The organism is Paenibacillus sp. JT22N15 (assembly GCF_059383755.1).
Window position 1 is genome coordinate 305,470 of sequence record NZ_JBXENV010000004.1, and the last position, 26,647, is coordinate 332,116.

The 26,647-nt window shown below is 45.4% G+C and carries 18 protein-coding genes; 3 read left to right on the forward strand and 15 right to left on the reverse strand.

The genetic code is table 11. The annotated features are described in order from the left end of the window. Positions 1 to 50 precede the first annotated feature (50 nt). The 6 genes from AC50X8_RS09935 to AC50X8_RS09960 form a co-directional block, all read right to left on the reverse strand. Entirely contained in the window at positions 51 to 1,703 is a 1,653-nt protein-coding gene (locus AC50X8_RS09935) for an extracellular solute-binding protein (protein WP_494879578.1), read from the reverse strand. A gap of 67 nt (positions 1,704 to 1,770) precedes the next feature. Next, the gene (locus tag AC50X8_RS09940; RefSeq protein WP_430153717.1) at positions 1,771 to 2,652 is read right to left on the reverse strand and encodes a carbohydrate ABC transporter permease; all 882 of its coding nucleotides are present in this window, start codon (positions 2,650 to 2,652) and stop codon (positions 1,771 to 1,773) included. Positions 2,653 to 2,681: 29 nt separating this feature from the next. Beyond that, on the reverse strand, positions 2,682 to 3,653 hold the full coding sequence (locus AC50X8_RS09945; RefSeq protein ID WP_494879579.1) for an ABC transporter permease: 972 nt from the start codon (positions 3,651 to 3,653) through the stop codon (positions 2,682 to 2,684). A gap of 210 nt (positions 3,654 to 3,863) precedes the next feature. Continuing rightward, a complete protein-coding gene (locus tag AC50X8_RS09950; RefSeq protein WP_494879581.1) occupies positions 3,864 to 5,477 on the reverse strand; it encodes an extracellular solute-binding protein in 1,614 nt (537 codons plus the stop codon). Between the two features lie 38 nt (positions 5,478 to 5,515). Continuing rightward, positions 5,516 to 7,867, reverse strand: a complete 2,352-nt coding sequence (locus AC50X8_RS09955; protein WP_494879582.1) for an AraC family transcriptional regulator — start codon at positions 7,865 to 7,867, stop codon at positions 5,516 to 5,518. A gap of 168 nt (positions 7,868 to 8,035) precedes the next feature. Continuing rightward, positions 8,036 to 9,205, reverse strand: a complete 1,170-nt coding sequence (locus tag AC50X8_RS09960) for an MFS transporter (RefSeq protein ID WP_494879583.1) — start codon at positions 9,203 to 9,205, stop codon at positions 8,036 to 8,038. Positions 9,206 to 9,370: 165 nt separating this feature from the next. Between AC50X8_RS09960 and AC50X8_RS09965 the strand changes: the two genes are divergently transcribed. Further along, a complete protein-coding gene (locus AC50X8_RS09965; protein WP_494863345.1) occupies positions 9,371 to 10,111 on the forward strand; it encodes a MerR family transcriptional regulator in 741 nt (246 codons plus the stop codon). Between the two features lie 141 nt (positions 10,112 to 10,252). On the opposite strand, the gene gnpA is transcribed toward AC50X8_RS09965, so the two are convergent. Beyond that, positions 10,253 to 12,418: a 1,3-beta-galactosyl-N-acetylhexosamine phosphorylase gene (gene gnpA / locus AC50X8_RS09970; protein WP_494879585.1), complete on the reverse strand. Its 2,166-nt coding sequence runs from the start codon at positions 12,416 to 12,418 to the stop codon at positions 10,253 to 10,255. Positions 12,419 to 12,430: 12 nt separating this feature from the next. Beyond that, positions 12,431 to 13,450: a glycoside hydrolase family 88/105 protein gene (locus AC50X8_RS09975; protein ID WP_056041078.1), complete on the reverse strand. Its 1,020-nt coding sequence runs from the start codon at positions 13,448 to 13,450 to the stop codon at positions 12,431 to 12,433. Positions 13,451 to 13,660: 210 nt separating this feature from the next. On the opposite strand from AC50X8_RS09975, the gene AC50X8_RS09980 reads away from it, so the two are divergent. Both AC50X8_RS09980 and AC50X8_RS09985 read left to right on the forward strand, forming a co-directional pair. Further along, a complete protein-coding gene (locus AC50X8_RS09980; protein WP_494879587.1) occupies positions 13,661 to 14,623 on the forward strand; it encodes a helix-turn-helix domain-containing protein in 963 nt (320 codons plus the stop codon). A gap of 126 nt (positions 14,624 to 14,749) precedes the next feature. Then, positions 14,750 to 15,109, forward strand: a complete 360-nt coding sequence (locus AC50X8_RS09985) for a winged helix-turn-helix transcriptional regulator (protein ID WP_494879589.1) — start codon at positions 14,750 to 14,752, stop codon at positions 15,107 to 15,109. Between the two features lie 114 nt (positions 15,110 to 15,223). On the opposite strand, the gene AC50X8_RS09990 is transcribed toward AC50X8_RS09985, so the two are convergent. The 7 genes from AC50X8_RS09990 to AC50X8_RS10020 all read right to left on the reverse strand — a co-directional run bounded on the left by AC50X8_RS09990 (position 15,224) and on the right by AC50X8_RS10020 (position 26,397). Beyond that, positions 15,224 to 16,399: an MFS transporter gene (locus AC50X8_RS09990; protein WP_494879592.1), complete on the reverse strand. Its 1,176-nt coding sequence runs from the start codon at positions 16,397 to 16,399 to the stop codon at positions 15,224 to 15,226. 331 nt (positions 16,400 to 16,730) lie between these two features. After that, entirely contained in the window at positions 16,731 to 19,379 is a 2,649-nt protein-coding gene (locus tag AC50X8_RS09995) for a glycosylhydrolase-like jelly roll fold domain-containing protein (RefSeq protein ID WP_494879595.1), read from the reverse strand. A 57-nt stretch (positions 19,380 to 19,436) separates the two neighbouring features. Next, positions 19,437 to 21,008 (reverse strand): type 2 periplasmic-binding domain-containing protein, encoded by a 1,572-nt coding sequence (locus AC50X8_RS10000; protein WP_056041052.1) that lies wholly within the window; start codon positions 21,006 to 21,008, stop codon positions 19,437 to 19,439. Between the two features lie 65 nt (positions 21,009 to 21,073). Then, the gene (locus tag AC50X8_RS10005) at positions 21,074 to 21,943 is read right to left on the reverse strand and encodes a carbohydrate ABC transporter permease (protein WP_056041051.1); all 870 of its coding nucleotides are present in this window, start codon (positions 21,941 to 21,943) and stop codon (positions 21,074 to 21,076) included. A 2-nt stretch (positions 21,944 to 21,945) separates the two neighbouring features. Continuing rightward, the gene (locus tag AC50X8_RS10010; RefSeq protein WP_056041050.1) at positions 21,946 to 22,851 is read right to left on the reverse strand and encodes an ABC transporter permease; all 906 of its coding nucleotides are present in this window, start codon (positions 22,849 to 22,851) and stop codon (positions 21,946 to 21,948) included. 151 nt (positions 22,852 to 23,002) lie between these two features. After that, positions 23,003 to 24,586 carry a helix-turn-helix domain-containing protein gene (locus AC50X8_RS10015; RefSeq protein WP_494879597.1) on the reverse strand — a complete coding sequence of 528 codons (1,584 nt, stop codon included), beginning with the start codon at positions 24,584 to 24,586 and terminating at the stop codon, positions 23,003 to 23,005. Positions 24,587 to 24,627: 41 nt separating this feature from the next. Continuing rightward, positions 24,628 to 26,397, reverse strand: coding sequence for a cache domain-containing sensor histidine kinase (locus AC50X8_RS10020; RefSeq protein WP_494879599.1), 1,770 nt, complete (start codon positions 26,395 to 26,397; stop codon positions 24,628 to 24,630). Positions 26,398 to 26,647 lie beyond the last annotated feature (250 nt).

Here is a 26,647-nt window from a genome sequence, read left to right on the forward strand (position 1 = left end):
TCCCGTTACATCGAACATGTTGCCGCTATACGCAACATTGTTCCCTTTACTTATTTACCGCCTGCATCCAAATAAGCCTGCACTTGCTTGAGCACTTCCGCACGTACCGTTTCTAGTCCGGAATCGCGCATTTGTTTGTTTAAGCTTTGCGCCATTTCCAGCCAGTTTTTCTCGTATCCTACCTTGAGAATTTGCTCGACCTCATCAAATTTCGGCTTGATTTTGGCAAGCTCTGTCGCCACCGGCTTGGAATCGAAGATAAAGCCCGAAAGCGCAATTTGGAAGTAGTTTTTGTTATCAAGCGCATACTGCAAATAGTTCATCGTAGCCGGGTCCTGATCTGAATTCAGCCTCGATAAGCTCGGATTCCAGGTTAGCTCATACGGCTGGAATTGATATTTCGTCGTATTTGCCGTTGTTTTGTAGCCATTGTCGCCATCGGCTACCCAATGCTCGCCCTCAATGCCAAGCTCGAATAAATCATGATTGGCCTTGCTGCTGAACAGCCAATCAAAAAACTTCATTGTGCGATCAATATTTTTGGAGCTTGCCGGAATAACGACGCTGTTGTTCGCGCGGAAATCCGTACGAATAGCGCCTGGCTTCATATTGCGGACATCGTCGCTCTCATACACGAACGGCTCGATATCCAGCCCTGTACCGTATGCTTCTTGCAGCTTTTGACGATCTCTTGAAATGCCGCCAATCGTGCCTTCTCCAGCGCCGCCCTTATCTGAGACAACACCCGTTGCTGGAGCTAGAGCATCCTTGTTAATGTACTTGCTCCAGTCCACCCGCTTCTGGAAGTGGCCGTAAATCGAAGCATGCGTATTGAACGGCGCAGGGAAGCTCGCAAATTCCGAATCCGGATCACCCAATGTTGCGGCGCCGATAACCTTCTTGCCATCCTCCGACAGCGCGACACTGAATGGAATGCCTCCGGTAAAGGAATCGCTTCCAATCGCGGCTAGGCGAATATCGGTCCGCCCATTTTCGGATGGCGTGAACAGCTTATGAAAGCCTCGGCCTCCTAAGGCGAGTGGCGTATAGTCCGGCTTCTTTTCTTGAACCTGCTGAAGATAAACTTCTAATTCCTCCAACGTTGTAATCGGGCCGAGTCCCAATTCCTCGCGAATATCTTTGCGGATACTGATGACGTTAAGATCTGTATAGTAGTAAGTAAGCGGAATCGTATAAAGATGGCCATTAATTTTGTTCGCTTCAACGAACTCCGCAGGGAATGCCGCTTTCAGCCCTGGATATTCATCATTGTTAAAATATTGATCAAGCTCTGCATAATAGCCGAGGCTGACATGATTGTACAAATTCATCCACCCCGCATCAAACATGACGTCAACGGCTTCGCCTGTCGACATCTTCAATTGCATTTTTTGCCGATGATCCTGAGGCGTGTTGTATTCAAATTCAAGCTTCGTATTAAGCGAATCCTTGCTCACTTCTTCAAACTTAGCGAGAACCTTATCCAAATCCGCAGGCTTATCGCCGAATAGCATGAACTTCAAGGTCACCGGATCCGGTGCTGCCGCATCTGGGTTACTCGTACCTGCCGTCTCGCTGCTGCTTGGGGAAGGCTTCCCGCTCGCATTGCCGTTAGTTCCGGTGCTGCCGTTGTTTCCACTGCATGCCGCCATTAAAAATAGCACCATAACCAGCGTTGCCGCCATAAACATTTTTGCTTTCATTGTTTTTCCTCCCTTTTTTGTGCTGCTGAATCTATCTGCATCTATCTAAAATCATCCTGCGATGAGATTAGCCTTTGACTGAGCCAACGAGCAGCCCTTTTACAAAATATTTTTGCAAGAACGGATAGAGGAATATGATCGGGCCGATCGTCACGACTGTCGTTGCGAGCCTTGAGGTCAAAGTAGGGACAATATAGCCCGGAGCCGTTACGCCTGATGCAAGATTGTTGGCAAATGCCGCATTATCCAAAATTCGTTTAATCAAATATTGCAGCGGAAACAAATCTTCATTCGAAATGTAAAGCATCGCCTCAAACCATTTGTTCCAAAAGGCGAGCGCGTAGAACAGGCTGATCGTCGCAATAGCGGGCAAGGAGATCGGAATCATAATGCGGAACATAATATAAACATCATTGGCCCCGTCAATTTTGGCCGATTCGCCAATCGATTCATCAATGGAATTGAAGAAATTACGCATGAGGAACATATTCCATGGGTTAATAAGGGCGGGAATAATCAGCACCCAGATCGTATCCTTAAGCCCTAAATATTTGGAAATGAGCAGGTATGTAGCTACCAGACCGCCATGAAACAGCATCGTAAAAAAGACATAAAAGTTAATCGAATTGCGATATCTGAGCGATTTGACAGACAACGGGTAAGCAAGCGCACAGGTCACAATCATCGCCAATACGGTACCAACGACCGTCACAAAAATCGTAACGCCATAGGATTTATAAATTGTGCTGTCCTTAAGCAAAAGCTTATAAGCTTCTAGGGAAAATTCCTTCGGAAGCAGCGTAAATCCGTTTCTAATGATGGAGCCCTCCGTGGATAATGAACCGCTAATGACGGTCATAAACGGAATCAGGCATACGAGAGCAAATACCGTTATTCCGACATACATGAGCGATAGGAGCAGCCGGTCTCCAGCGCTTTCTTTTATCATGCTACGCCACACCTTTACTGATAGTTTTATTAGAAGAGCGCCGAATCAGGCGAAAATTTCCGTGCCAATTGGTTTACCGTTACGACCAGCACGAAGCCGACGATGGATTGAATGAGACCGACGGAGGCGGCCATGCTCACATTGCCCAAATCCACCAGTGCCCGATACACATAGGTGTCGATGACGTCGGTTGTCGGATAGAGCAGCGCATTTTTTCCTACGATCGCATAAATCATGCCGAAATCCCCGTAGAAAATGTTCCCCATGGCAAGCAGCAGCAGCAGCATGACCGTTGGCTTCACCATCGGCAGCGTAATATGGCGGATTTTGCCCCAGCGCGTGGCTCCGTCCATGGAAGCCGCTTCATAAATTTCCGGATTAATGCCCGATATCGTAGCCAGATACACGATTGAGCCAAAGCCTGCGGCATGCCACAGCTTGATGATGACGAGAATAAGCGGCCAATACGCAGCTGTGTTATAGAAGGCCAAGCCTTCTAAACCAAAATCCCTCAGAATTTGATTAATCAGCCCCTCTTTGTACAAGAGGAATGAGGTAGCAAAGGTCGCGACCACCGTCCAGGACAAAAAGTTCGGCAGGGTTACAATCGTTTGTGCGATCCGTTTAAAATATTTTCCTTTCAGCTCCGAGAAGATGATGGCGATGATTAATGAAGCAAGGGTGCCGAAGCCGATAAATAGGAAATTTAGAAACAGCGTATTAAAGACAACACGATACACATCGCTGGATTCCAGAAAAAACTGAAAGTTTTTAAAGCCAACGAATTCGCTTTTCAAAATCCCCTTTACCGGATTGTAATTTTGAAAGGCAATGACAATCCCGAACATCGGCAAATAGGAAAAGACAAACAACAGCAGAATGCCGGGCAGTGTTAACAAATACAGCAAATGATTTTTTCGAATCTCCTTAAAAAAAGAGGGCTTCTTGTTCAGTGTGATCCGCTTTATTGCTTGGTCTTGATGCGCTATGGAATTTTCCATGCTGAACCTCCTTTATCTGATTGTTGACTATGTAAGCTCCAACTGGCTCCTTTATTATTTCGTTTCGGGCTGTTCGAGGCTAGAATTCAATCTAGGGAAAACCATGTTTATTACCATTTATGAACTATCTAATCTCACTTTTTCTACCTAAAACGCACAAAAAAGGGCCGCCCCCGCCGTCATGAAATGACTTTGTGGGCTAGCCCTTATCTAGTGGCCACCGCTATCGATATATGCCTGTACCTGTTTTATAAACTCTGCCCGGATCTTCTCCAGTCCCAGCCTGCGAAGCTCGGCATTCAGCTTGCTTGCCTCTTCTCGCCAGCTCGGCTCAAGCCCGGCCTGCGTAATGAGATTAAAAGCATCGTAGCGCGGCTGCACTTTCGCGATTTCAATTTTCACCGGCTCGGGATTAAAGGTAAAGCCGCTTAAGGCTACCCGATAATAAGAATCCTCGCTCGCCTGATATTGCAAATATTGCAGCGTCTGCTCGTCATGATCAGCATTCAGACGGGATAATAACGGGTTAAGCGTCAATTCGTAGGCGGGAAACAAATAATCCTTCGCATACGGCGTCATCTCATACATATGGTCGCCCTTCTGGTTCCAGTGCAGCCCTTCAATACCTAGCTCGAATAGATCATGATTGGCCTCACTCTCGTACAGCCAATTCATAAATTTCATCGACTCCTCCTTATGCCTGGAAAAGATCGGGATGACGATATTATTCCACGCTTTATAGGAGGTTCCTATCGCCTTCGGCTGCATCGTGCGAGCCGCATCATTATAAACAAAAACCTCTAGATCCGCTTCCGGCACGGCTGCCTTCAGCCGCTGCTTGATTTTTGAAATGCCGCTTATGGCCCCTTCTCCCGCAGCCGCTTTCCCCGTAACGACCAGATCCTCTACATTGCTCAGCACATCCCTCGGAATGAAACGGCTGAATTCTACTCTCTTATCATTGTGGCTGTAGAAATAATCGGATTGATTAAACGGCGCAGGCAGCTTGGCGTAGTCCGCGTCTGGATCCCCTATTGTTGTTGCGCCTAAAACATGCTTGCCGTCGTCAGACAAAACTAAGTTAAATTCAACGCCCGTCCCATAAATCACATGAGGCACCGCTCGAAACCGGGTTTGCTTGTCATTAAAATTATAAAACATATCAAAAAATCCGCGATTGCCAATTCCAAACGGAATGATTTCCGGATTGTTTTGCTCAACCTTTTCCAAAAACACTTTGAACTGCTCCATGTTTTCAATCTGGGGCAGCCCGTATTTCTCCCTCAAATCCTTCCGAATGAAAATCGTGCCAAAATCCGCATAATTGCTCGTCAAAGGAATCGTATACAGGCGGCCATTGATCCGATTAGCATCCAAAACCGCTTGCGGGAACGCCTGCTTCAAGCCCGGGTACTTCTCATTCTGAAAGTAATCATCCAAGGGCTGGTAGTAGCCTTGTCCAATGTTTTGCTCCAAATTCATCCACGAAGCATCGAACAGCATATCAATCTGCTCGCCTGCCGCCATTTTCAATTTCATTTTCTGATTATAGGTATCGGCCATATCCCATGAAATGTCCAGCTTGATGTGAAGGGTATCTTTCGTTAAACGCTCGAATTCCGCCAAAATTTTGTCCATATCGGCTGGCTCGCTCCCAAAGAACATCACCTTTAAGGTGACGGGATCACCCGCTTTCTCTCCTTGCTTTGCTGTTGCATTCTTTAGGCTTTTGGCAGAGCTTCCTTGGCAGCCCGCTGCAAGAAGAAGACAGGCCAACACGAGTATAAGACCTAATCTATAATTTGATAAGTGACTTGCCTTCACGGCTAATCCCCCCATTCCACGCGAAATAAATGGCTGCATCAGCCCTCTTGCGTTTGGATATCCTTCAATTTATCGATTAATTGGTATTCCTTGCGAAAATGAATCGGCGACTTTCCGGTATACTTTTTAAACGCGGCATAAAAATGATTTTTACTAGTCAAGCCGATCATTTCACATATCGTTCCTGCCAAATGATCCGTTTCCAGCAACAGCTGCTTCGCCTTCTCAAATCGATAATCGGTCACATATTGGGTAATGGATTTGCCTGTGTGATCTTTAAATATTTTGCGGGCATAATTGGTAGATAAGCCTACTTGCTCCGCCAATCCTTCCACTGACAAATTCGGATTAGTATATTCCTGCTGAATGAGATCCGTAATGATCAAAACGACCTTCACGTTTTTCTGCGATGAATTTTGATCTCTCCGCTCCATGATTTGCCCACATACCGCCTGAAATTCGACTTCCATTTGTTCAATCGTTTCCTGCTTTCTTATTTTCTCCGGCAGGGCAGAGATGCCATTGTACATTAAATCCTCTTCGTTCAGCATGCCTTTGAAAATTCGGATCATGCTTCCGCATAGCTGGGACAGGAAAAACATAATTTCATCGTACGGATAACCCTTTAATTCATGAAAAAAATCGCCAATCGCCTGCTGGAGCTTCTCCCGCTCCCCCATCTTCAGACTGTCCGTTATCGCTTTCTCGAACGCGACAGGGTATTCATGCTCCTGCTGCTCATTAGCGCGAATAGCTTCAGACGTGATGAAAGCATGATGGCCGTAAATCAAACGATAACGGGACGCATGATAGGTCAAATTCCAGGAATGCGGAATTTCTTCTATCGTATGAACGACGCTGCCTACCGCAGCCGTCACACTGATTTTCAAATAAGAGGAAATGCTAGCCTGCACATCCTGAATCATTTTCAAAATAGCATGCTGCGTAATCTCGCTCTCGGATGACCAATGCAGCAGCATAACGATGCCATCATCCTGATCGTCAAACACAGCTGCTTGAAGCTGGCCTGCAATAATTTCCTCGGCAATATTCGCCGCAGCATACTTAATTAAGGACACATCCATTAAATCCATCCGTCCAAAATGCTGCTCGAAACCATCCAAGCGCAGCATGCACACCTGAAACCGGTCACCTTTAAAACGAATGCCCAGCTCTGAAAGCTGCTTGTCATGCACATGCGGAACGTACCCGCCTTTCACGACAAAGGTCAGCAGCTCCTTCCTTCTCGCAGGCTTATAACCCGAAATATTATGCTGCAAATCGCTCACTTTGCTTTCCAAATGCTGAAAGGATTTTGTTAAAAACTCATATTCATTAAGCTGTGCGCCATCACGCAGCTCTCCGAGAGAGGAGCCCACTCGTTTAATCAGCCGATGTATCGGGGTGTAGATTAAGCGAATAGAGAACAGCACCGTCAGCGCCGCAATCGCGATAAAAATAAAGGTCAGCCATACAATAAATTGCTTTAATTTATCTACCTTTGTGAGCAGGCTGTTTATTTCCGCCATGCCAATGAAGCTCCAGCCCAAAGAATCCGCTTTCATATATGAAATCAGATAGCTTTTGCCATCAATCTCTTCCCTCAATTCGCCTTTGTCGAATTTCGATTGAATCACTTTCTTAATATGCGCCTCGCTCCCCCAATTTTGGTTGATCAGGCTGGAATCAGAATGAGAGATAACGGTTCCTTCCTCGTTAATGATCATCGATTGAAGGGATTCATTGCCGATGCCCTTGGTGACTAGATTTTGCAGCGTCTGCTGGTCCAGATTTACAACAAACGTACTGTCCACGATTTCTTTGGTCGCATATTTGGAATAAACGAGCGAGATCAGGTTTTTATCTATTTTCAGATCCGATTTTAAGGCGACCAAATGGCGCGGTATAAAAATGCCCAGCTTGGACGTATTCGTATTTTTAATAATTTGGGTCATATCTTGATCATAAAAATCGTCTACGGTTTGCAGCATCGTCTCCGATGAGAAAACGGCATCATTTTCAAAATTATAAATATATATCGATTCAATTAAGGGGTTGGCTGCCTTTAAATCAATTAAATATTGATTAATTCGGTACGTATCCAAAACGGAGAATTGTTCCCCGTACAACCCGTTAATGATATGCTCATTGCCAATATAGACGGATGAAAAATAATGATAGGTCGATGAAAGCAGCACATTCGCCGTATTAAAGGATTGATTGTTCATCGTCTCCACCGAGTCGAAAATATCATCGGTCAAATTCCCGGTCACTTTATCGACGACAAGAAATGAAAAAATACCGATTAATATAAAACTGACGATTAAATAAGAGAAGATCATTTTTAACAACAACTTGCGCTGCTGCACGAATTGCTTTATCCCCCACATTGATTCCTTGCCCCCCTGCTTGCTCGATTCCAAAACTACGAATAATAATGATGATATCATGCACAGATAAGAGAAGGAACAAGCAGAGGGATGAACTTGAGGCCAGATCAGCCATGAATTTTAAAGAAAACTATGTAGGATGATGATATTTGCTGAATTAGTACTGCGTTATACAAGCTTATGCTTGTGAACTCTATTAACCATTTCTGAAGATGCAAACATAATACTAAACAGGATCAGCAAAATAATGGGTACCATGAACATACCGAATTGGCTTGCAATAATCCCCATTAATAATGGAATCAGAGTTGAACCCGTATAAGCGCTTGCCATTTCAAGTCCAATTACACTCGGAGAAGCTTTTTCCCCAAATCGTTCCGGTGTTGCATGAACAATACTAGGATAGATGGGTGCGCCACCTAGCCCTACTACAAACAAGGCTCCTGCAGCAACCCCGTATGGAACCGGTAAAATAAGAACCAGCAGTCCCGCGCAGCCAACTAATCCACCATATCTTATAAGGCTTTTACTTGATACATAAGTCGAGAGAAATCCTGAAAAGATACGTCCTATTATGATGCCAATATAAAATAAGGAGGACAGAGCCGCTGCTTTCCCAGGAGAAATCCCTTTACTAGCTATAAAAAAGGACGCCATCCATAGACCTGCGGCTGTTTCCGAGCCATTGTAACAAAGCATCGAAACCATGGACATTTTAACACCACGGATTCGCAAAGCCTCTCTGTTACTGACTGCTTTCTTTTCGTCGTCATTTCCTAGCTTTTTATTATCCAATATTCTCCACAAAGACAGCGATGCCAATAATATTACCACTATAACAGTAAGTAATATCGCTATCGTAACGTATCCTGCACGCCAGTCACCTCCATTATCAAGCGAAAATGACATAACAATAGGTCCCGACATGGCTCCAACTCCCCAGAAGCAATGCAGCCAGCTCATATGCTTGGCTTTGAAATGCAGCGCTACATAGTTACTTAATGCTGCATCTACAGAACCGGCGCCTAAGCCCAAAGGAATTGCAAGGAATATAAAGAATAAAAACTCGTTTGATAAAGAAAATCCAAATAAGGCGATCGTTGTTGATAGGATGCTGAATAAAGTTACCTTACCTGTGCCAAATCTATGCAACAATCTGCTTGCAAATAAACTGGATATAACCGTACAAAATGAGATCACTAACGATATATAACCTGCCATTTCTGTTCTGGCGCCAATATCGAGTTTCATAACTGACCAAGCACTGCCTAGCAAGGCGTCTGGCAATCCAAGACCTATAAATGCGAGATAAATAATAATTAGCAGTAACGTAACCATCGTTGCTCTCCCCCTGTGTTTCCTCTTTATCGATGCTTTACAAGTTCTCTAAGTAAATGCGCATATGAAAGTTTAGTTCTATTCGCCTTTCTAATATGCTACAATCAAAAATTATAAACTTTAAAGCAACTTTAAAGTCAATAACTTAAGTAAAGGAAATAATACATGGAACCATTAATAAAGATCAGCGATGTTTCGGAAGCTCTCGGTGTGCCTACATCAACTTTGAGGTTTTGGGATAAAGAGGGCCTGATTCGCTTTGAACGCAACGACGATAACAACTACCGGAATTTTTCATACCAAACGATGCTCGATATTTGTGATATTATTTTTTTCAGAAGTCTTGAGCTCCCCCTATCTACAATCAAAATCATCAATACCAAGAGTGCCGATGATTTAAACTTATTATTGAGAGAAACAAAGACTGAATTGGAACAGAAAATCGCCTATTTGCAGCAAGTGACCGAACGAATCGAAGCAAGAGAAAAAAAGCTCGAAAAATACCAGCATATGCAAGATCAACCACTACGCGTAATAAAAGCCAAGCTATCACCAGTCCGCTCTTTTAATTTTCAGGATAAAGAAATGGTGCAGTTGTATTTGGATGACCCTGGTCTATCGGCAGATATACTTGCTGGCCCTTTTAATGATTCAATGGTCTGCGGCATGTTTGTAGATTCAGAGGTGAAAAATATTATACGCGAAGGTGACGATGAAGAAAGAAATTATTTGCATGGATTGCTCTGGATGAACCGCGACAAACAAATGAATGCAGAGGAATTTTGGAGCACTTCACAACGTTTGGGGTACAAGCCAGGTCAGATTATTTGCAAATATCTTGTTTCAACCAAGGAAGAAGGACAAGAACTACGTAATTTTTTCGAAGCATGGCTAGAGATTGATTAATTCGTTTCCCTCTTGCCCGCATTACAGTCGTGCTACTCATGAGACGTGTATAGGAAGCAGAAAGCCGCTCCATTAGAGAGCGGCTTTCTGCATTTGATAACCTTTGACAGCCTTGCGGATTCATTAATTAATATTCTATGTTTATAAACCGCCAATCGTCATGATCGTCGTGTCATATGGAGCTAATTCAAGCGTCTGTTGTCCATATTCCGTATCAATTGTCGTGCTTTGAAGCTGATCGCTGTTGTTAATTACAACGAGTATTTTACTTTCCGGATAATATGCACACTCCGTATATAAGTTATCCGTCATGTATTTCGTTTCATTCAGCTCATTGCCGGCATAGCGGATCAGGTTCAGCAGCAATCGGGTATTTTCCAAGCTGAATTCGAACGAAGGAAGGTAGATTCCCTTGCCTTTGCCAAAAGCATGCGTAGACAGCGTGATTTGTCCGTCCGTTTCATGCGCAACCGCAGCTGACCCGTCGGTAAGATAGATGCCCTTCTTAGCTGCAATGCTAGCCCCAACAGGCACCAGTCCGTGCTCGTCACGAGCCTCGTAAGTCCATTTGCCATGAACGACTCTGGCGCCGGTATCCTCATCCAGACCGAGAATATGGGCCATTCTGAAAAAGCTGTCATACCCTTCAACCGCCGAAGGCTGGTTAACCCCGATAAACGTACCACCCTCATATACCCATTTGGTCAGCATGTCCACGCATTTGCTGTCGTTCCAGTGCTTTCCACCGCTCCATGCTGAACCGGCCGAGCCGGCATTAATCACCACATCATAGTCCTGTAGTTTTCCCTGGCGGATATCCTCAAAATCGATGAATCCGACCTCAACCGGCAAGCCAGATAACGCCTCATTGATATGAATCAGATCATGCATGTAGGTCTCATGGAAATGGCCGGACAAGGTCCACGATCGGAGCTTGCCCCAGCTGTGCAAAATCGCAACCTTCGTCTTGATCTGATACGGCTTGCCTTGCTGGTGCAGCTCTTTGATCTCCCTGAATTCATTGGCAATCTTCTCAATATAATCGCAGAATTCCGGGTAAGGCTCCACCAAATGCAAATATCCGCCCAATCCGATCCGATCAATTGGCTCTCTTAGCAGGGCGCGACGGATATTAATCCAGTACTTCTTGGCATCCAGCGTAGGATCGCCGCCCTCCATAAAGGTAGGCAGTCCGCCTAATCCGACCGGGAACAAATATGGATGCAGCCGGATTTCATGCGTGTCCACCTTTACCCCTGAACACATCCGTGCTTCATAACCCGAGAATACGCATTTGATCATGCCGTCGAAGCCAAACTCCGGAAAACGATCATTATATGGCTCCATGCCCACCCAGCTGTCATCATAGAAGACGTAAGCCAGCTTGCCATGCTTATGCACAATATCAATCAGCTGTTTGCTGAAGCCAATGACAAAATCATTAATAAATGCCATCCAGTCGAGCTTGCGCTGCTCCGCCGGAATATGACTGACGCGGTATTTGCCGCCATTTACAAAATCCTCGGCCGTCAGCGAATAACCATACTTTTTGGCGAACAGATCAAGCGCTTTGGCACTCACCGTGAAATCATAGGAGCCCCAATCCGAGAACAGATGGCGATTGCGCTCGCTGCTGCCCCAGATCCAGGCAAAATTATAAAATAAGGAGGTGAACCGGACTACCGTTGTTTCCTTATGCTGGGCGCACCAGTTTTCCATCCAGTCGAGCATATACTGCTGCGTTTCCAGATACATCGGATCAATCTGCATTAGATGCTCTTTGTCCCAGTTATTCGTGGTGTGATTGTACATGGAGATCTCTTCCCAGATCCGGTAGGCCATGAAGCTGACCGTGTATTTATGCCAAGGCACAATTCCGGTAAGCACCACATTCCCCGATTCGCGGTCATAATTCCACTGCTCTCTCGGAACCTCTTCCCCAGTCGTCCGGTCAACAATTTGCCAATATTTAAACGCCTCTTTGGAATCATTTACTCTGAACTGCTCAGCGAAAAAGTCCTCCATCAAATAAACGGATAAATAATCCTGCACCGCTACCTTCGGATTCGTTATTAAAAAACACTGCTGCAGCTTATCCAGATTTTGCGACGCCCACTCATTATGGTCTCTTACGATACAGATCGTCGAATAGATACCGTACCCTGCGTTAATAATCTCATCGGACAACTTCGTGCCGTCACTGTCACGAATGACATCGGCGCCCCAGCGCTCTGCTAATTCCAGAGTCAGTGCCTCATAACCAGCCTCACCCGGGAGGGTAAAGGCCCCCGTCGTTTTTTTCGACAAATGGATTCCCTCCTATTTGAGCATATCGGATAGAAAAGCGAGTGCTAAGCCTTGTCCCCAGCCCTGTGTCCAATCTTTTGGGATGTTGCGGTACCCTTCCCGGTCCTTCATGACTGCCGTTCCGCCAGATACAGAAAGTACCCGTCCATCCTCACTAATGTTTTCCATGATGCCTTTGAGGGCCTTCTGCACATATTTAGTGTGCAGCGGGTTGCCGTTATTGATCATCGCCGCCGCAATTCCGCTGGACGCAGATACCTCCTCATAGGATTCCACGTCATCGAGCAAGGTCCGCCACAAGCCGTTCTCCGTCTGCACTAGCTTCAGTGCGGCCAACTGATCCCGGAGCGAGCACTCCACGTCCATACACTGCGGATACAAATACCATTCCTTTAGCAGCGGCTTAACCTGCGACATCGTATAAGCACCCCAGGCATTTGCTCTCGCCCAGTAGAACCCAGACATATGATCCTGCTTCACATTATTGTAGCCATGGTACCAGAGGCCGGTGCTAGGGTTTTGCAGGTATTTAATATGCCAGTAATATTGATTCAGGGCATCCTGAATCATCGCCTGATCTTGCAGCTTGCTGCCTACCCGCAGCAGGAAAAATGCCGCCATAAACAGCGTGTCCGCCCAAGCCTGCTCCGGAAAATCGTTGGACACGGACACCGTATGCTGCAGCACATGATCTCCGAACCGCAGCGCACTATTTTGGAGATAATCCACCTTGCTCATCACAATATCCCAATATTTCTGGTTGCCGGTTTCTTCATACAACGTAATCAGCACATGGCCCATCGCACAGGTGTTGACCGTCCAGCTCGGCAAGCCCAGCTCAATATATTCATCCGCCCAACTGATAAGCGCATCCAAATACTCTTTATTTCCTGTTGCCTGGTAAGCTCTGGATACACCATAATAAGCTACTCCGCAAGGCCAGTCCCATGTTAAATCCATAGCTAGTGTTTTTCTCGTAACTTTGTCTATAACGCTTAAAATCTCTTCCCTGTCATAAGTAATTTGAAGCATATTAAATACCCCTCTCCTTCGCACATGTCTCCCAAAGGCGCCTGAGAGCCATCCGAGTTATTGTAAACGCTTTATAATCTCTATTGTAAGCATTAAAATAGTCTACATCTAAGCATATTCGTAGAAAAAATGTGCAATTTCGATCATTTATTTTTGTGCGCTCATTGAATTCGGCAGTGCTTTCACCTATAATCAACTCAAATTAACGTAATGGGAACGAGAGTGTGGAATATGCCTAGAAAAAAGAAGCCCGTCATCGAATACCGCCACTACAGCTTGCCGATCAACTTCCCTGTTCTGCTGTTAAGCGGGGAACGCTGGCGAATTTCGGATATCAAAAGCGAGCATCTTCATTTCCATAACCACTTGGAGATCGGTATTTGCCATTCGGATAGCGGCAGCATGGAGATCAAAGGAGAAACGGTACCTTTCAAGGCAGGCGATGTGACCTTCCTTCCCAGATATCTTCCCCACACCACGTATAGCTCGCCTAATGAAGCTAGTCTATGGTCCTATCTCTTTTTTTCACCGGAGGATCTGTTTCAGCAAACCTTTAAGAGTGCTTACAGCAGCTTCGAGCCGAACCTGTGGAGGGTCCAGGGAAAGCACTGTATTTTAAATAAGGAGCAGTATCCCAAAATCTATTCCCTTGCCACGTCGGTTGTAGAGGAATTGAAGCAGCAAAATCCGTACTATCAGGAAAGTGCCTACGGCTTATTGTTATCCCTTTACATAGAGCTCATTAGAATTCATTCCACGAATGAAATGCTGGCCGAACAAGAAACGGAGCAAGGTCTGAAGTGGGATTTTGTCATCTCTCCAGCACTGGAATATATCACGACAAACTATATGACCCCTATTACCATCGATTTTCTGGCCGATCTATGCCACTTAAGCACCACCCATTTCCGCAGAAAATTCCATGAAATCATGGGCAGCGCTCCTCTTGATTTTCTGAACAGCACCCGGATCGAAGAGGCCTGCAAGCTGTTGAAAAGCTCAGATTTTTCGATCCTTTCGATCTCCGAGCAGGTCGGCTTTCATTCCATTTCCAGCTTCAATCGCTGCTTCTCCAAGCTTATGGGAGCATCTCCAAAAGAATGGCGCAAAGGGGCGAAATCCGAAGCACAATCAGCAAAGGCGTCGATATTGGAATTTACGGGGTGGGTTTGAGGTGGTAGTAACAGGGGCAGGGTATCATGTGGTAAGCAGCATGATCCTTTCAATAAGAATGCATAATGATGTATTATAAAGTATGCATATTTATATCATATACTTACCAAAAGGAGAGTGTAGCTTGTGAGCGAAACCTATATTCCAACTGGCGTGAATCTAAAAGAAACTGGCTTTGGATACACGTTGTCCTTAATAGGCGGTAAATATAAAATGATCATTATGTATTGGCTGTCTGAAAATAAGGTAATGCGGTTTAATGAGCTGCAACGATCTATCGGTACCATTTCCTTTAAAACGCAAAGCATCATGTTAAAAGAGCTGGAGGCAGATGGGCTTATCATACGCAAGGAATATCCCCAAATACCTCCAAAAGTTGAATATTCATTATCTGAAAGTGGTCTTTCTCTCATTCCATTGTTAAATATGATGTGCGAGTGGGGGGAGAAAAACAGTTCGCCTGCTCTGGAGGCTGTACAGCGGTAGGCATAGTTGTTTTGTTTATATGACAAAGAAGTATCTCCTGAACAGGGAAATACTTCTTTTTTATAGCAGTCTTGCAGTTGGTTAAGCACCCCTCTTTTAGATATTAGTTTTTTTCTATATCTTTCTAAGTTCTGATGGAGTTTTAGAGCGGGTTACTCTTAAATATACCATAACGGTTGTTGCAGCGATGGCAATAACTGCAGCTCCAATCCAACTAATCAAAGCTAAGGAAGCTTGTTCCACGACAACGCCTCCAATTCCTGCACCAGCACCCATAGCAAGCTGTAAAACTGAAGTATTCATACTCACCATAATGCCTGAAGCAGCCGGAGCAAGCGTCATTAAGTGATATTGCTGAGTTGGACTTGTTGACCAAGCGGAGAGAGCCCAAAATATGAGTACAAGGAAAGCGATAGCAGGCCATTGGCCTGATAATGACAGTAGAACTAAGGCTACTGCATGCAGTACCATACTGACAAATAAAGTACGAGGGAATCCCCATTTATCTGTACTATAGCCGCCAAACTTTGAGCCGAATAAGCTGGCAATCCCGAAAGCGAATAAAGCAATGATGACTGTTTTACTGTTCATCCCTGTAACCGACAGCAGGAAGGGAGAAATGTAGGTGTAGACAATAGAATAACCAGAAATCCATAAGAAAGTGATCATTAGGGCTGCCATTATTTTCGGTTGCTTAATTAAAGCAAGCTGTTTGCGCAAGGGAACCGATTCATCGCCATTTGAGCGTGGGATGACTAAGAGTATAACGATCATCGCAAGAATACTAAGTGCACCGATTCCCCCGAAGATTAATCTCCAATCATAAACGGAAGCAATAACTCTGCCTAGCGGAACACCGATAATCAACGAGGTGCTAAAGCCCATAAGGAGCGTTGCAATTGCACTTCCTTGTTTATCAGGTGGAGTCATCTTGGTAGCGACAGTAAAGGAGGTTACAACGAATACTCCCATGCTTAGTGCAAGAATAACGCGTGAGACTATAAGAAATCCAAAGCCAGGTAAAACCACGGCGATAATATTTCCAATCACAAATACGCCAAGTGAATAAACTAAAAGCTTGCGCTGCTCCATTCGTGCTGTAAATGCGATAAGGAAAGGTGTTCCAAAAGCATAGGCGAGTGAAAAAACAGTAATGAGCTGACCAGCAGCAGCGACGGAGACATTAACGTCTCTTGCAACTGTGTCGAGAATCCCTGCTATGATATACTCGGATGTTCCAACCAAAAAGCTAACAGCAGCTAATAAATAAATTTTCCAGACATTTGACATAAAATTATCCCTCTTTCTTAATTTCAATATTTCCAGGCGTATAGAAATTATTTATTTCATGCTCTGAGTATAAAGATTGCACTATAAATATGTAAGTACGCACTTTTAGTACAGGTACTGTGTTAAAGGTTAGTGTCACCCTGAGCATATACACTAAATTAAGTTAACACCGTACCGGCATAACGATTGCTGAATCCATACTTTATGAATCTCAAAACCAATGAAAAGGGACCCCGGTTCAAAATTGATTTATTCGCGACAAAAAAGCAGAAGCCGCCTGTTATGCCAGGCGACTCCTGCTGCAAAAATATGGATTCCTTCATTAAATAAGTTAATCTTCTGACACATCCACCCGTACAGGCCCAATGAGCCCGCTCGGTTCCTGCTGCGAGAAAGCCGACAAGTAGTCGCGCTGGTCCTTCACGAGCGTATTCGTAACTTCAATGACAAGCTTATTTTTTCCTTTTTTCAGCAGACCGCCGATTTCTAGCTGGTAGGGTGGACATATACGCACGCCAGCTTGCTCTTCGTTTACCCATACTTCTGCCGTTTCATAGACTTCCCCAAGATTTAATAAGGCTTGATTCCAATGCTGCGTACATTCAAACACCGTTTCATAACGAAAGGTGCCGGAAAATCGCGGTAAATAATCTGGCTTGCTCATGTTTGTTAAAGCCGTCATTCTCCCCCATTCATTGAACGAAGGATAGTGCTCAGCATCAGCGGTGGAAATCGTCCATTCACCTGCTATATCCATTCCTGTTACGGTCCGCTGCTCTGGAAGCACGGTGAAGTCTCCAAGATCAGCCCCATGGAGAAGAACAATCGATTCATAGGGATGAAGCTCCAGCTGCACCGCTCCAGTCTCCCTGTTAGCCTTGCATTGAATCAACCGATTCAGAAAAGCATCATAGGCATATATTTCGCCTTGGACAGGCAACACAACTTCCGTAAAAATGCGTTGATGCGGGTGCTCGTTAAAAAACATGAATACAGCCAAATTTTCATGAACATAATGATAATTCCGTAGATATGGCTCGTAACTAGCAGCTTTCATATCGTAATACCCATCAGCCATTAATTGTTGGGCTAGTTGGTCTAATGCGACAAGCTTTACGTTCCGATGATGAGCAAGACTGGTTAGCTCGGCAGACACGTCACTGCCTTCGCTCGAGCGTGCAGGCCAGTCATCAATAAAGCGGACGGCAACACCTTGATCGGCGAACTGGACCAAACTCCGGATCATTGCCGCTGGCAGCGCCTCTGCATAAGGCACGATGAGGCAACGATAATCTTCCTGATTAATCAGCAGCCTGCTATCCTTTACACTCGCCGCCTCCACAAGAATATCAACGGGAACAACATCACAGTCGATCTGATTTTGCATCAATTGCTTGACTGGCTTATGAAAATACATCGCCTCCCCCGACCATTCGGCCTCAGCATGATAAACGACTGCTGCGGTCGCCACATGCCGCCCGCCTGAAATCAGGTGACTCATCCGATTCATATAATGATTCAGATGCTTATAATAGCGGTATTGCGGATTTTCCCCACCTGCATACAGATGCGGCGGGCAATCTGGATCCGGAAACGTTTTTTGACTGAATGCATGTGGAACAAAATAATTGACGCCACGAACGAGCATATGGTCAGTGAGCCATTTCATCAGCTTTAGCCCTTCTGCCCATCCATAGGCTCCATACAATTCGCACATCGTCCTTCCCTTTTTTTTCGGATCGATATGCCCCAGCGACACACCTAGCTTTGCGAGGCCATAGTGGAAAAATTCACTGTCTGTCTCCCCTGCCGGCCAGCGAAAAGACATTTCATCAAAGCCTGGAACGATCTGCCACAGCACCACATCGAGACCCGACATGTCCTGTCCCCAAAGCGAGCGGAAGAAGTGGCCTGCGCCGGAGCCAAGCCTTGCATGAACGTTGTTATCTTCCAGCACATGTCCAATGTATTCTACCCCGTGGGCTCTGCACCACTCTCCGATCTGGCTGCAGAAGCTTTCCCCGTAAAGCTTGCTGACGATATTCATATAAGCATACCGAACCATGCTCGACTTTTCCCCCGCCTCATGCCAGAGGAGATGCAGCTGCTTACGGTAATCCTCCCCCAACGCCTGTTCAAGCAGGGCCGGCATTTCATCGCTCCAAGGCAGGGAAACGCCTTGTTTTCCCAGCTTCGAATTGAAATCAAAGGTCGTCTTATCGTTGTAGAACCCGGGTTCATCTGAAAAAAATCCAGCAAAGGTATTTCCAAAATCTGCGTGATACCTATTGTAAAAAGCCTCATAAACCGTATCAAGCAAAATACGAACCGAATTCCGAACGAGCGGGTTTAGATAATCCTCCTGCGCCTTGCTGCCGCCATCCTTGTTTTCTGAAACGATGAATACCCGCCAATAGCCTTCAGGAATATCCCAGTACAGAATGCCGTCATGCACTAGCTCAGTTAAGTCTATGCATTCACTGGTTAACGTTTCATTGGTTGATGCTCGACGCACAGCGACTACGGAGGTGAGCTTGTTTTTGCCGGTCGCGTATTGGCTCTGCGAAATGGTGGGCCGAAGTCCGCTCATCAGTAATGTATCCAGCAGCAGAGAGGTGCCTTTGGCAGGACCGATGGTATCGATAAAACGTTCACCCAGGAACTTGCGATGAAGCTCCTCTGGAGCCTCCTTCACTTTGCCTGCCGCATGTCCGGTTGGAAAATGGTCGTCATCGAGCATCCACACCTTCATGTCGCGCTTTCGAGCTTCATCCATAATGATGTCCATGTCCGCCCACCACTTCGGCCCAAGGAAATCCGGATGAGGCCGTGCCTCTACACAAACAGCACCGATTCCAGCCTCATGAATACGTGCCATCTCTTCGCGAATCGCTTGCTCCTCCTCGCCATGCTGCCAGAGAAAGGGAAGGATATAATTATGTTCTCGACCCTCAAGCACTTCCTTCAAAAGATTGCTCATCCTAGCCTCCCTCCTGATTCAAAGCCTTTATCTTTAGTGGATTAATTTTTTACTGGATTACTTCTTTACTTTGGCATACCAGTCTCTGGCACGCTTCGTCACTTCTTCTCCACCCGATTTGTTCCACTTGTCTACGAATTCATCGAATTTGCTGATTGGGTATTGTCCAAGTATAATTTTGGCTGCATATTCCACGAACAGCGTCCGATTGTTAATATCCGGATAGCCCTCGTATACACTGGCAGACATGCCATCGCCGGCGATGACCTTGGCATATTTTTGAGCTTCCTGCATATTGCTAGTCACCTGATCGACGATCCACTTACTCTCTTCCGATGCGGTGCTTTCAAAAAGATCAATGGTAAAGTCAAGTGTCGACGAGCTTGAATATGGATTAAGAACTAGATTTTCCTGTGTACTCTTATCGTCCGGAAGCTTGACGGCTTTGCCGTCCTTCATTGTATAGTGCATGCCTTCCACACCGAGGTATAGCGCTTTAAAATTATTTTTGTCATACATATTGTTCAGCAGCTTTAAGGTAGCCATCAGTTTCTCTTCATCTTTATTGTTCTTCACGACCCATTGCGGGGGAGCAAATCTTTTCCCGGTGTAAAAGCCCTCATAACCTTCAACTTTAGGTACAGGGAGCACGGAAAATTCTGCTTTCACACCCGTATTTTTTTGCAGGTTTTCCAAATTGAGATTGAGCTGCTCCACCCAGTGGAAGTAGTTCCCGGCCTTATTGGACGTAATTTTCCCATCCCACTTTGCCTTGTCGTTCAGAAGCGTCTCCTTATCCAATAAGCCGTCCTTATACAGCTTGGCGATGAACTCTAAAGCGGCTTTCATATTCGGTGTTACGGCTGAATAAGTAAGCTCGCCATCGTACAGATCCCACTCCGGGTACCCTTCAAACATGGCCACACCGTACATCGCGAACAAGTGGTCCATCCAGCGAGCATCTTGACGGCCGCCAGTTGGAATCTCATCCTTCTGACCGTTGCCGTTAGGGTCCTGATCCCGGAACGCCTCAAGTACTTTGACGTACTCGTCTTGCGTTGTTGGCATCGGCAGGTTCAGCTTGTCGAGCCAATCCTGACGAATCATTCCCGCATATCTTCCGTAATCGACCGAGCCAGGGATGTAATAGATTTTCCCCTGACCGGTTGGATCATTGGCCTTGACAACATCCCACATTTCAGTTGGTATCGTTTCCCAAAGATTCGGGGCATATTTCGGCAATAGCTCTGTCAGGTCGGCAATTGCGCCATTTTTGGCCAAGCTGTCTTCCATGCCCTGTTGGGGAGTAAACAAATCTGGCATTTCGTTCGCCGCAATCTTCAAGTTCAGCTGATTCAGGTAATTCGTTCCACCGTTCCATTCCACATAAGGATGGATGACGCCTACGCCAAGCTTTTCCTTATAAAATTCATACAGCTGGCTGCCTTTGGTGATCGGCTTGTAACCGATGTTGGTGCCCCATACTTCAATATCGACTACCCCATCTGTACTGCTCGTTTGACTCTGGGCAGCATCATTCGAAGTGTTCGTGTTGCCGCCGCAGCCGTTTATAACCGTAACAGCCAAAATTCCCGCCGCTATCGTTAATCCCATTTTTTTAACGTTCATTTGTTTTCCCCCATATCTTTCCGTAATATGTTTAAGGCTGTTCGCCTAAAAACCTAAAAGGATGACTAGCCTTTTACCGAACCGATCATTGCCCCTTTAACAAAATACTTCTGTAAGAAAGGATACACCATAATGATCGGAAGGATAGCGAAGATAACCGTGGCCGCTCTTAAGGTTCGCTCGTTGTAGTTCAGATCAACCGTTGATGCAGCGCCCGCCATAATGACGTTATCGTCTGTAATAAACTGCCGAATCTTGATTTGCAGCGGAAACCAGTCGGTATTTTGCAGGAAAAGGAGCGGATGCTGGAACTGATTCCATAACACCACGCCGTAGAACAAAGCCAGTGTCGCAAGGACTGCTTTGGACAGTGGAAGCACCAATTGAAACAGCATCCGGAAATATCCACAGCCTTCAAGCAAGGCCGCTTCCTCCAGCTCCTTCGAAAATTGTTTAAAAAACGTTCTCATGATAATCAAATTAAAAGGATTCAGAATATGCGGTATGATGAGCACCAACGGATTATCATAAAGTCCTATGCCGCGAATCGTCAGGAAGTAAGGTACGATAGGGGCTTTGAAGATCATGGCGATTACGACGCTGATCATGATTACGGGCCCCCAGCGGAACTCCGACTTCGAAAGCGGGTAAGCAAGCAGCGCGGTCATCAGCAGCGCCAAAACCGTTCCAATCAACGTCGTGACCAGAGTTAGAAAAAACGATTTCCATAAGTCAGGACGATCGATAATATAACTCCACGAGTCGAAGGTAAACTGCTTCGGCCATAAGGTGACCAAATTCATATCCACAGCGTTTTTGGAGCTAAGCGAGGTAGATATGACAGACAACAGCGGGATGAGAGCTATGACGGACAGGAGGATGAGAACGATCGTAATGCCTGATACAAATATTTTTTCGCTTCTCGATTCGAACATGTCTACCAGAGCCCCCCATCCGATACTTTCTTCGACATTCGATTGAATATATACACCAGTATCAGTCCAATAATCGACTGGAATAATCCAACCGCCGTAGCGAAGCTGTACTGCGCTTGCTGAATGCCGGTCCGGAACACGTACGTATCCAGAATATCTCCTACGTTGTAGGTCATCGGGGTGATTAGATTATAGACCTGATCAAAGCCAAGATCCAAAAAGTTGCCGATTTCAAGCAGGAACAATACCAGTACGGTAGGCAGCAGCAGCGGGAATGTAATATGGCGAATTTGTCGGAATTTGGACGCCCCATCCATCATCGCGGATTCGTACAGTTGAGGGTCAATCGCACTGATCGCCGCTATATACACAACGGTTCCCCAGCCAGCATCCCTCCACATGGATGAAAGCACGTAAATGGGCCGGAAGTATTCGCTTTCCTGCATCGCCAGCAGAGGTTCAAAGCCGAACCAGCCGATAACGATGTTAAACAATCCGCTTAATGAAAAAAAATCGAAAACGATACCGGCAACGATAACCCAAGATAAAAAATGCGGAATATACAAAGCGGTCTGTATTCCTTTCTTGAGCGCCGATTTTCGAATTTCATTGATCATCAGCGCCAGAAGAACCGGCACCGGGAAAACCAGTGTGAGCTTGAGAAAACCTAATATCAGCGTGTTTCCGAACACTCGGGCAAAGTCAGGATGCTCCAGCAAAGTCTCAAAGTGCTTGAAGCCTACCCAAGGACTATCCATCAGCCCTTGAAACACCGAATAGTCCTTGAAGGCGATTACAGCACCAGCCAGTGGAATATATTTAAATATAATGAGAAAAACGATTCCCGGAATCGCCATCACATACAACGGCCAATACACCTTCATTCGATAAAATGCAACTTCTTTCAACTGATCACCCCCAATATCTCGTTGTTGTATTCGCTTACATGAATAATATACAACTAGGGGTTGTGTCTCTCAATTGGGCATTTTTAAGGATAAACAAGGGCATTTTTAAGGAAAATAGAAAACCACTCCTTCAGGGAGTGGCTAAATAAGGCTAGCTGCTTGGCAGCCGCTTGCGATATTCGCTTGGTTTGCAGCCCGTTAGTTTTTCAAAAAGCCGTGCAAAATGCTGCGTATCCGAGTAACCTACCCTTTGGCAAATTTCGTACACCTTTAAATCGGTTCTTTCAAGAAGCTCCTTTGCTTTACCGATGCGAATTCGGCTCAAAAAGCTTACATAGGTTTCTCCCGTCTTTTGTTTGAAAAACTGGCTTAAATAATAAGGGCTGATAAAAAAACGCGCAGACAAATCCGCAAGTGTAATCGGTTCATTATAATGGGCAGATACATATTCCTTCACCTCTGCAATAATATCCTTCTTCTTAGGTATGTTATGCTCCAGCTTGAACTCGATTATTTTTCTAATGGCTTGAACCATCCATTCCTCCAAGCATTCTAAGGTCCGAAATCGGGATATACCGTCCAATGACAAAATATGACGGCCCAAAAAATCATTTTGCTGCAGCTGCTGAAAGGACATTTTCCGAATGCTCGCTAACAGTATGTTCACACAATGCATCTGTAAATCAGCGGGGGTCATGCTTGGTTCGGAATCCATCAAGCGAAAAATATCGTGTATGATGCTTACACATTCCTTTTCATCCATGTTCTCAAGGGCCGCTTCCAGCTTGGCGATGCTCTCTTCTGGAACAGATTGAATCCTTCCTGACAGATTTGTAATATCAGTGAATGATATTACCGTGTTCGCTCCCTTGACGACTTTATAGCTTAGCGCATAGCGGGCTTCTTCAAAAGACTGGCTGATGCCAGCGGCCCTTTCCTGAATCGTTCCAACACCGATGGTCATAGAAAGCCCCAGCTTTAGGTTTACTTCCTCTTGGAGACGCTGCACCGCACGAAGCAGCTCCGTATAGCGGATAGGCCCTCCGTGAGCAACTACCACGGCAACCTGCGCACTTGTATAACGAAACCGATACACTCCGTCATACTGCTCAAGAGCCAGATCTATTTGACAGAGCACCTGCTGTAGACCGACTTCCTTTAGAGCATCGAATTTACGATCAAATTCAAGTACAAACCCCACGAACCCGTTTCCCTTTGTCGGGATTTGCGCCATTTCAAGCCACTCTTCCATAAGCTCCGTATTATCGCTGCCGACATCTAGGATATCCCGCAGAGCGTTCTCTTGAATAAGATGATGGACCTCCTGCTTCAAGTCAGCTACTTCCTGCCGCTTAGCCCGATCCGCACGAATCGCTTTCATGGCTTGATGAACGCAGCTTTGAAGCTCCTCTTCCTCGACCGGTTTATTGATATAGGCTTGTACGCCTAATTGCATACCTCTCCGTGCATATTCAAATTCAGCATATCCGCTTAAGAGAATAAATGTAGTCTGGCTGCCCTTGTCTTTCAGCCCTTTAATCATGTCGAGGCCGCTAACTTGAGGCATCCGAATATCCGTAATCACAATGTCCGGCTGCAATTCCTGAATTAAGCTTCCACCTTCCAAGCCATTATAGGCTACGCCGACCACTTCACATTCCGGGATATACCGGTTTATTAAGAGTTTGATGCCATCCACAATGCCTTTCTCGTCATCAACCAACACCAGCTTCATGCCAAAACCCCTCTCCTTCTATTTTGCTGCCGAACAATATCCTACCGTTTAGGAATTAATATTTCGACGATCGTTCCCCGATCAAGTCTCTGGCGAATCGTTAAATAATAATCAGCGCCATAATGGAGTTTAATACGCTCAGCTATATTTTTGAGGCCTATCCCGTTACCCTCCGATTCATCAGCTCCACCTAATTTATATTTGTCCGATTCAGCATACTCCAACAAGGCACGCAGCTCTTCTTGTTTCTCCAATGAAATACCGGCTGCATCATCCATTAACCGAATGAGCATTTCTCCTTCGTCCGTCCAGATGCCTTCAATCTCGATATTGATTATCCGGCTGTAGTCCTCAAATCCATGATTAATGCTATTTTCAACAATGGGCTGAAAAATGAGGGGAATGATGCTGCAATTCAGCATCTCTTCGGGCATTCTGATATCCAGTCTGAACCTATTATCGAATCGGATATTTTGCAGCTCTATATAGTTAGTGGTATATTCCAATTCATGCTTCACGCAGTGGTGCTTGCCTTCTTTGCTTAAAGCCAGCCGAAACATGCGCGCCAAAATTTTAATCATATTCGAGGTTTCCTCGTCCCCTTTAACGAGCGCCTTCATACGGATAGATTCCAACGTATTATAAAGGATGTGGGGATTGATCTGATTCTGGAGAGCCATGAATTTGGCCTGTCGCTGCTTGATCTCCGCAATATACACATCATTAATTAAGGTTCGAATCGTTATAATCATTTTGTTGTAGCTGTGCACCAAGCTGCCAATCTCATCGTTAGCCTGCTCTTTCTCTATGGGCAAATATTGGCCTACCTCTGCCTGCTTCATGCTTCTGCGGAGGGCTTTAATAGGCTTCGTAATCTTATAGCTCAAACTAAACGATATAAGAGTGATGACGAGACAGCTCATCAAAATGACCGACACCGTCACTCCCTTGATTTGATTGATGTTGTGGAGCAGCTTCGAGCGGGGAATTTCGGTTCTAATAAGCAAATTACCCTGCGTGGTGCTGCCCGTTAAAATAATGCTGTCATCGCTGCCATTATCCTGCAGAAGCTCTGTACCGGATTCAAGTACTTGCTGCCAGGATAAGCGGCCGCTGGCCGCATCGGAATGATAGACGATTTCATTTTGACTATTGCTTATGATGACGCTCATGCCGTATTTGTCCCGAGCCAAAACAAATTCATGATCAAGCCGCAGCAAAGTAAACGGGTCCAAATCTATGAGAAGAAGGCCTGCATAGGCTCCGTCCGAGCTGAACAATACCCGTCCGACCGTTACTACAGCTCCTGCCCCCTTATCCTCGTAATAAGAACGATCATGCAGCCCGGTAATAAAAAAAGTATCCTTTGTGCTGCTGAGCTGTTTATACCATTCACGGGACAACAAAATATCCTCTACCACTCTGCTAGTTGTAGTCGTATATTGATACACGTTAGTATCCCGGCTGATTAGCATCACGGTACTAATTTCTGGTTTGAGCAAGGCCACTCGCATTAATAGCCGCTGAACCTCCATTTTTTGAACGATTAATTCATCCATTGGCAAGCTTCGCTTATCTCCAATTCTGTAGATCAATTCATTGTCAACCAATACCGACTTGGTGACCTTGTCATATTCCCCCAGAAATTCGTTCAATGTCGTCTTGAGCTGCGACGTATAAAGAGAAGCAAATTCTTGAGAGGAATCCTCCAGCGCCCCCGCCGATTGACGAAATATGATAACGCTTACAAATACTAAAGGAATAACACAGGCCAGCAAATAGCCCATTAATAATTTGTATTGAAACCTCATGTTTTTTACTTTTAACCTTGCCCTTCGCATCCATCTCATATGCTCCATCCCCTAGCCCTTCCATGTCAAACACCTCGTCTAACTATTGTACATGCCGCGGTGCATAGACGCTACCGAAGAGCACCTGAACAAAAACTGGAACAGCTTTATATCCAATTACACGAAAATATACGTTAAAAATCGCAATTAATCAAAGGGGCATTTTTAGTTTTATGCAGGGGTATTTTTGTGGATTGGGCTGTAAAATCGG

Bases quoted from the DNA above. Each gene is read 5' to 3' on its own strand.
- AC50X8_RS09975 (WP_056041078.1), bottom strand. From the start codon at position 13,450: ATGCTTCAAATTACTTATGACAGGGAAGAGATTTTAAGCGTTATAGAC.
- AC50X8_RS09945 (WP_494879579.1), bottom strand. From the start codon at position 3,653: ATGGAAAATTCCATAGCGCATCAAGACCAAGCAATAAAGCGGATCACA.
- AC50X8_RS09940 (WP_430153717.1), bottom strand. From the start codon at position 2,652: ATGATAAAAGAAAGCGCTGGAGACCGGCTGCTCCTATCGCTCATGTAT.
- AC50X8_RS09980 (WP_494879587.1), top strand. From the start codon at position 13,661: ATGGGAACGAGAGTGTGGAATATGCCTAGAAAAAAGAAGCCCGTCATC.
- AC50X8_RS09960 (WP_494879583.1), bottom strand. From the start codon at position 9,205: ATGGTTACGTTACTGCTAATTATTATTTATCTCGCATTTATAGGTCTT.
- AC50X8_RS09955 (WP_494879582.1), bottom strand. From the start codon at position 7,867: ATGTGGGGGATAAAGCAATTCGTGCAGCAGCGCAAGTTGTTGTTAAAA.
- AC50X8_RS10000 (WP_056041052.1), bottom strand. From the start codon at position 21,008: ATGAACGTTAAAAAAATGGGATTAACGATAGCGGCGGGAATTTTGGCT.
- AC50X8_RS09995 (WP_494879595.1), bottom strand. From the start codon at position 19,379: ATGAGCAATCTTTTGAAGGAAGTGCTTGAGGGTCGAGAACATAATTAT.
- AC50X8_RS10020 (WP_494879599.1), bottom strand. From the start codon at position 26,397: ATGAGGTTTCAATACAAATTATTAATGGGCTATTTGCTGGCCTGTGTT.
- AC50X8_RS09965 (WP_494863345.1), top strand. From the start codon at position 9,371: ATGGAACCATTAATAAAGATCAGCGATGTTTCGGAAGCTCTCGGTGTG.
- AC50X8_RS09935 (WP_494879578.1), bottom strand. From the start codon at position 1,703: ATGAAAGCAAAAATGTTTATGGCGGCAACGCTGGTTATGGTGCTATTT.
- AC50X8_RS10005 (WP_056041051.1), bottom strand. From the start codon at position 21,943: ATGTTCGAATCGAGAAGCGAAAAAATATTTGTATCAGGCATTACGATC.
- AC50X8_RS10015 (WP_494879597.1), bottom strand. From the start codon at position 24,586: ATGAAGCTGGTGTTGGTTGATGACGAGAAAGGCATTGTGGATGGCATC.
- AC50X8_RS09990 (WP_494879592.1), bottom strand. From the start codon at position 16,399: ATGTCAAATGTCTGGAAAATTTATTTATTAGCTGCTGTTAGCTTTTTG.